This is a genomic window from Accumulibacter sp. (assembly GCF_032229525.1).
In the GTDB taxonomy this organism is placed as follows: Bacteria; Pseudomonadota; Gammaproteobacteria; order Burkholderiales; family Rhodocyclaceae; genus Accumulibacter.
In genome coordinates this window covers 1-7,017 of record NZ_JAVTWB010000171.1, presented here as the reverse complement: position 1 = coordinate 7,017, position 7,017 = coordinate 1, and the positions used below count along the sequence as shown (strand labels likewise).

Below are 7,017 nucleotides of genomic sequence, written 5' to 3'. Positions count from 1 at the left end.
CGACCTGTCGATCAATACCTACACGGTGCGCAACGAGCGTTTCTACAGCGGCATCGTTCGCGACACGACCGAGCGCAAGGCAGCAGAACGGGCGTTGCGCAACGCGCTGGAGCAGGCGCAGGGTTACCTCGACGTGACGCACTCGGTGATGGTGGTCATCGACGGCGATCTAATCATCCGCATGATCAACCGCGCGGGCTGTGCGCTGCTCGGCCTGAGCGAAGCGGAAATCGTCGGCAGTAACTGGTTCGATCGCTTCGTTCCGGAAGCGCAACGCGAAGATCTGAGCAACAGTTTCCGGCAATGGCTGGCCGGCACGCCGACCGGCGTCATCGCCGCGCATAATCAGAACGACATCCTGACGGCCGACGGCCAAATCCGGCGTGTCGCCTGGAGCAACGCGCTGCTTGTCGATGCTTCCGGCGCCATCACCGCCGCCCTGAGTTCCGGCGTTGACGTCACCGATCAGCATGCCGCCGAACTGCAGCTGCACGCCACCATCGAGCGCCTGACCGAACTCAACCGCAAGCTCGCGGAAGCGCAGAACCAGTTGCTGCAATCGGAGAAGCTGGCTTCGGTCGGCCAACTCGCCGCCGGGGTGGCGCACGAGATCAACAATCCGGTCGGTTTTGTCAATTCCAACCTGGGCAGCCTGAAGGACCAGGTCCAGGGTTTGCTGCAGGTGATCGACGCCTACGCGGCGGCCGACCCGATCCTTGCCGAGCACCCGGCGGTAATGCGCGCGATTGCCGAAGCCCGGGAGGCCGCCGACCTCGACTACGTGCGCGGCGACGTGGGAACACTGATCGACGAGTCGCTCGAAGGCCTGCGACGGGTGCGCGGGATCGTTCAGGATCTCAAGGACTTCTCGCGCGTGGACACCGCCGAGTGGCAGTTCACCAACCTCGAACAGGGGCTGGAGAGCACGCTGAACATTGTCTGGAACGAGATCAAATACAAGGCCGAGGTGCACAAGGAATACGGCGGCGTTCCCGAAGTCGAGTGTATTGCGGCGCAGGTCAACCAGGTCTTGCTCAACCTGCTGGTCAATGCCGCGCATGCCATTGAGGGCCGCGGCACAATCACCCTGCGCACCGGCTTCGACGACGACGAGGTGTGGATCGAGGTCGCGGACAGCGGCAAGGGCATCCCGCCGGAAAACCTCAAACGTATCTTCGAGCCCTTCTTCACCACCAAGCCGGTCGGCCAGGGGACCGGGCTCGGCCTGTCGCTGGCGTACGGCATCGCCAAGCGACATGGTGGGCGAATCGAGGCCCACAGCGAGGTCGGCGTCGGCTCGAGGTTCCGGCTGGTGTTGCCGGCAAAGCGGCCGCCCGCCGTGGAGCCCGAAGGCGGTGCTTCGTTAGAGCGCGCTCACCAAGCGTAGCCGATCCACGCTCATGCCGGCTGCCGTCAAGCGCGAAGCGATCGAAGTTGTCCAGGTAGCGAATGGCCGGCCGATCAAGATGTGGACCGACGGCGTGCCGGTCGAGGCCGAGGCGCGCCAGCAACTGCTCAACACCGCCCGCCTGCCCTTCATTTTCCACCACCTGGCGGTGATGCCCGACGTGCATCTGGGCAAGGGTTCGACGATCGGCAGCGTCATTCCGACCCGTGGCGCGATCATTCCCGCCGCCGTCGGCGTCGATATCGGCTGCGGCATGATCGCCACGCGCAGCACGCTGAACGCCTCGGACCTGCCGGACACCTTGCACGGGCTACGCTCGGCCATCGAACGCGCGGTGCCGCACGGCCGCACGGTCGGCCGCGGCAAACGCGACCAGGGCAGTTGGCACAACCCGCCGCAGGCGGTCAACGCACTGTGGGCGGGTCTGCTCCCGGGTTTCAAACGCATCGTCGAGAAGTACCCGCGCCTGCGAGACAGCAACCACCACCAGCACCTGGGCACCCTGGGAACCGGCAACCATTTCATCGAGGTCTGTCTCGATGAGGCGGAGCGCGTCTGGTTCATGCTGCACTCGGGTTCACGCGGCGTCGGCAACGCCATCGGCCGCAGCTTCATCGCCCTGGCCCAGGCGGACATGCGGCAACACCTCGCCAATCTGCCGGATCGCGACCTGGCCTATCTGAAGGAAGGCAGCGCGCATTTCGACGATTACGTCGAAGCCGTTGGCTGGGCGCAGGAATATGCGCGCAGCAATCGCAGCCTGATGATGGCCAACGTGATCGACGCCGCGCGCCGGGTGATCGGCAAGCCCTTCAGCGTGGACGCCGAAGCCGTGAACTGCCACCACAACTACGTACAGAAGGAAACGCACTTCGGCAGCGAGGTCTTCGTCACCCGCAAGGGCGCCGTTTCGGCGCGCCAGGGCGAACTGGGGATCATCCCCGGATCGATGGGTGCCAAATCCTTCATCGTCCGTGGCAAGGGTAATACCGACTCGTTCAACTCGTGCAGCCACGGCGCCGGTCGCGTCATGAGCCGCAACGAAGCGCGGCGCCGGTTCACCGTCGCCGACCAGGAACGCGCCACCGCCCACGTCGAGTGCCGCAAGGACCAGGAGGTGATCGACGAAATCCCGATGGCCTACAAGGACATCGACGCAGTGATGCACGCCCAGCGTTCGCTGGTGGAAGTCGTGCACAGCTTGCGGCAGGTGGTCTGCGTCAAAGGCTGAAGGGCTGAGCACCGGCGAAGAAAGCCGCCGGCTGCCGAAGAGACGCGGCGGGTCAGCTCTGCTCGGTCGGTGGCGCCACCTTGAAGATCTCGGCCAGGGTGGTCACCCCGGCGGCAACCTTCATCGCCCCCGAAATGCGCAGGGGCTTCATGCCTTCGCGGTAGGCGAGATCGCGAATCTTCGCAATCTCCTTGTTTTCACTGATCGCCTGTTTGAGCTCCGGCGACAGCAGCAGGATTTCGTACAGCCCGACCCGCCCGAGGTAGCCGGTCATGCGGCAATCGATGCAACCGACCGGCCGGTAGAAGCGCGCCGGACGATTGGCTTTCCAGGGCGCGACCAGCTGATCCCACATGGTGTTCTCGACCGCGCTCGCCTGGTGCTCCTGCTTGCAATGCGGACAGAGGATGCGCACCAGCCGCTGCGCCATGATGCCGATCACCGTCGCCGCCAGAAGATACGGCGCAACGCCGAGATCGAGCATGCGGGTGACCGCTGCCGGCGCGTCGTTGGTATGCAGGGTGGACAGCACGAGGTGGCCGGTGAGCGCCGCCTGAATCGCCACCTCGGCAGTTTCGAGGTCGCGGATTTCACCGATCATGATGATGTCCGGGTCCTGCCGCATCAGTGCGCGCACCCCCTGGGCAAAGCCGAGGTCGATGGCGTTATGCACCTGCATCTGGTTGAACGCGCCCTCGACCATCTCGATCGGGTCTTCGATGGTGCACACGTTGACCGCCGGCGTGGCCAGCTGCTTGAGTGTCGAATAGAGCGTCGTCGTCTTTCCCGAACCGGTCGGGCCGGTGACCAGGATGATGCCGTTCGGTTTCTCCGACATCGCCTTCCAGCGCGCCTGATCGTCGTCACTGAAGCCGAGTTCGATGAAACTGCGGACCAGCACTTCCGGGTCGAAGATGCGCATCACCAGTTTTTCGCCGAAAGCGGTCGGCAAGGTCGACAAGCGCAGTTCGGCTTCCTGGCCGTCGGCCGTCCGGGTCTTGATCCGGCCGTCCTGCGGCCGGCGCTTCTCGACCACGTCCATCCGGCCGAGAATCTTGACCCGGCTGATCATCGCCGCCAGGACGCTCATCGGCAGCTGGTAGACCTGATGCAGGACACCGTCGATGCGGAAACGCACGATACCGATTTCGCGCCTCGGCTCAATGTGAATGTCGCTGGCGCGCTGGTCGAAAGCGTACTGCCAGAGCCAGTCAACGATATTGACGATGTGCTGGTCGTTGGCGTCGAACTGGCGATTGCTCCGGCCGAGTTCGACCAGTTGCTCGAATGACGACAGGTTGCCGCCCTGCCCGCCGGCCTGTGCCGCCTTCTTGACCGAGCGCGCGAGATTGTAGAACTCGATCAGATAGCGCGCCACATCGACCGGATTGGCCAGTACCCGACGAATGTCCTTCTTGAGAATCGCCCGCAGCTCCTTTTCCCAGTCGCGCAGAAAGGGCTGCGAAGTCGCCACCACGATCTCGCGCGTCGTCACCTGGATCGGCAGAATGCCGAAGCGGGTGGCGTAGGCACTCGACATGACGTCGGTCACGGCGGTGAAATCGACCTTCAGGGGGTCGATGTGGTGGTAGTCGAGCCCCACCCTTCGCGCCAGCCACTCGCCCAGTTCTTCGAGGGTCAGCGGTCGTGGCGGCTCGTCGTGCGACTTCCATTTCTGGTCAGCAATGATCACCAGCGGATGCGCCGTCAGGCGCTTCAGGCGGCTCTCCTGCTGCAGCGCGTCGGCGTCCGGCTTGGCGACCCGGCCGTCTTCGACCAGCCAGCCGAGCGTTTCTGCGAGCGTCAGGCGGTGTTCGTGTACGGGATTGACCGCTGCTGCTTTCGACATTTGCGCTCTTCCAGTGGGCTGACGGGCAACTATACCGGACAAGCGCCGCGCGGCTCAATGCCGACGGCAAGAAGGTGTAAGATGGCTCGGCGCCGGTGAGAAGCCGTCGTTCCTCCTTTGCAAGCCACCTCGGCAAGCGATCTTTTCAACCGACCAGGAGACACCCATGCGCAAGAGTTCACTATTCGTCACTTTCCTCGCCGCCGCGCTGTTGGCCATGCCGGCAATGGCTCAACCAGCTTCCGGCATGGGGGGCGTGGGAGCGGGCATGCAGGGCGGCATGGGGCCGGGAATGCAGGGCGGCGGACCCGGCCAGGGGATGCGCGGCCAGGCCAACTGCAGCAAGACAGGCAACCCGGAACAATGCGCCGCGCGCCAGCAAGCGCACCGCAAGGTATTCGAGGCCTGCAAGGACAAGGTCGGCCCGGAGCGCAGACAATGCATGCACCAGCAGGCGCAAATGACCGACTGCAGCCAGGCGCGCAACCCGCAGCAATGCGCGAGTCGCAAACAGGCCTACGCCGCCTGCCAGGGTCGTAACGGAGCGCAATTCAAGCGTTGCGTGCAGCAGCAGGCGCCGTCAAGCACCTGCGCCCAATCCTCGGACCCGGCCCTTTGCGCCCAACACGAGAAGGCACGGACGGCGTGTGCGCCGGTGACCGGGCCCGAACATCTCCAGTGCCTGCGCGATATCCTGGCGCCGGCGAAATAGCGATCTGGCGACGACGGCTGCTGTGAGCGTAGCGCACTGTACGGCAAGCTGCGCTCAGCGATCGACCGTCGCCCCCAGCCCTGCCGCCCGCCACTTTTCAAGCTTGCTGGCAAAGGCCAGGGTGTAGGCTGGGCTGCTCGACGGCAAGACGCACGTTTCGTAGCCGCGCAGGGTAAACCAGCGGGCGAGTTTGCCGGCGGTCTGGCCATTGAAGCAGACGCGCCGCAGGTGCGGTGCGTCCATCTGCAGGCGGGAAAAATCGTTGACCTCGGGCGCCTGAATCGCCGCATCGAGAGCGCCCTGGCGCTGACACTGGCGAAAGACATCCCAGACGCCGATGCCATGCCGCAGCAGGCTGCGCTGCCGCTCGACGTAGTCGGACTCGGCGAGCGGCTCGCCGAGCAAGGCGCCGAGCAGGCGCCAGAACTGGTTCTGGCGGTGCCCGTAGTACTGCTGCGCCGCCAGTGATGCCGGCGACGGGAAACTGCCGAGAATCAGGGTTCTGACCTCGGCGTCAAGGATCGGTGGCAGCCCGTGCAGAAGCGCTGCCACCGGCCCGCCGCCCGTCACCTAGCGACCGCTACCCAGCGAAAGCGCCAGCATCAGATCGTTGATCCGCTTGACGAAACCTGCCGGATCATCGAGCGAGCCGCCTTCGGCCAGCGTCGCCTGCTCGAGCAGCAGGTTGGCCCAGTCGTCGAAGCGGGTTTCCTCGGACTTGAGCCGCTGCACCGCCGGATGATTGGGGTTGATCTCGAGGATCGGCTTGCTCGCCGGGGCGTTCTGCCCGGCCGCCTTGAGGATACGCTGCAGGTTGCCACCGAGGTCGTGTTCGTCGGCCACCAGGCAGGACGGCGAATCGGTCAGGCGATGCGTCACACGAACGTCCTTGACCTTGTCGCCAAGCGTCGTCTTGACCTTTTCGAGCAGATCCTTGTACTCGTCGGCCGCTTTCTCGGCTTCTTCCTTCTCGGCGGCGTCCTCGAGCTGGCCGAGGTCGAGCCCGCCCTTGGCCACCGACTGCAACTGCTTGCCGTCGAACTCGGTGAGATGGCTGGTCACCCACTCGTCGACGCGGTCGGAGAGAATCAGCACTTCGATGCCCTTCTTGCGGAAGATCTCGAGGTGCGGGCTGTTCTTGGCGGCGATGAAGGTTTCTGCGGTAACGTAGTAGATCTTCTCCTGCCCCTCTTTCATCCGCGACACGTAATCGGCCAGCGAGACGCTTTCTTCTGTGGTGTCGGCTTGTGTCGAGGCGAAGCGTAGCAGCTTGCCGATACGCTCCTTGTTGGCGAAGTCCTCGCCGACGCCTTCCTTGAGCACCTTTCCGAATTCCTGCCAGAAGGTCTTGTACTTCTCCTTTTCGGCGTCGTCCTCGCTATCCGCCAGGCCTTCGAGCAGGCCAAGAATGCGCTTCACGCAACCGCCGCGGATGGCTTCGATATCGCGCGACTGCTGCAGGATCTCGCGCGAAACGTTGAGCGGCAGATCGTTGGAATCGACCACCCCGCGCACGAAGCGCAGGTAGAGCGGCATCAGTTGCTCGGCGTCGTCCATGATGAAGACGCGGCGAACGTAGAGTTTGATGCCGTGGCGGGCGCCGCGGTCGAGCATATCGAAAGGCGCTTTCGACGGAATGTAGAGCAGTTGCGTGTATTCCTGCTTGCCCTCGACACGCGCATGGACATGCGCCAGCGGGTCCTCGAAGTCGTGCGCGACGTGCTTGTAGAATTCGTTGTACTGCTCGTCGGAGATCTCCGACTTGGGACGCGACCACAGTGCCGACGCCTGGTTGACCGTCTCGTCCTCGTCGGTGA

6 protein-coding genes are annotated in these 7,017 nt (G+C 64.3%); 3 read left to right on the top strand and 3 right to left on the bottom strand.

Annotation, left to right across the window (positions count from 1 at the left end; all coding sequences use genetic code 11):
• Together RUW20_RS13225 and RUW20_RS13220 are read left to right on the top strand one after the other, a co-directional pair.
• Positions 1 to 1,387: ATP-binding protein (locus tag RUW20_RS13225; protein ID WP_313952701.1), on the top strand; the 1,387-nt coding region annotated here is incomplete at its 5' end.
• A gap of 13 nt (positions 1,388 to 1,400) precedes the next feature.
• Positions 1,401 to 2,639: an RtcB family protein gene (locus tag RUW20_RS13220; RefSeq protein ID WP_313952700.1), complete on the top strand. Its 1,239-nt coding sequence runs from the start codon at positions 1,401 to 1,403 to the stop codon at positions 2,637 to 2,639.
• A 52-nt stretch (positions 2,640 to 2,691) separates the two neighbouring features.
• On the opposite strand, the gene RUW20_RS13215 is transcribed toward RUW20_RS13220, so the two are convergent.
• The gene (locus RUW20_RS13215; RefSeq protein ID WP_313952699.1) at positions 2,692 to 4,488 is read right to left on the bottom strand and encodes a GspE/PulE family protein; all 1,797 of its coding nucleotides are present in this window, start codon (positions 4,486 to 4,488) and stop codon (positions 2,692 to 2,694) included.
• Positions 4,489 to 4,654: 166 nt separating this feature from the next.
• Between RUW20_RS13215 and RUW20_RS13210 the strand changes: the two genes are divergently transcribed.
• A complete protein-coding gene (locus RUW20_RS13210; RefSeq protein WP_313952698.1) occupies positions 4,655 to 5,200 on the top strand; it encodes a hypothetical protein in 546 nt (181 codons plus the stop codon).
• A gap of 54 nt (positions 5,201 to 5,254) precedes the next feature.
• On the opposite strand, the gene RUW20_RS13205 is transcribed toward RUW20_RS13210, so the two are convergent.
• Positions 5,255 to 5,752: a DNA-deoxyinosine glycosylase gene (locus tag RUW20_RS13205; protein ID WP_313952697.1), complete on the bottom strand. Its 498-nt coding sequence runs from the start codon at positions 5,750 to 5,752 to the stop codon at positions 5,255 to 5,257.
• An 18-nt stretch (positions 5,753 to 5,770) separates the two neighbouring features.
• The coding region (gene htpG / locus RUW20_RS13200; RefSeq protein WP_313952696.1) for a molecular chaperone HtpG at positions 5,771 to 7,017 on the bottom strand (1,247 nt) is incomplete at its 5' end.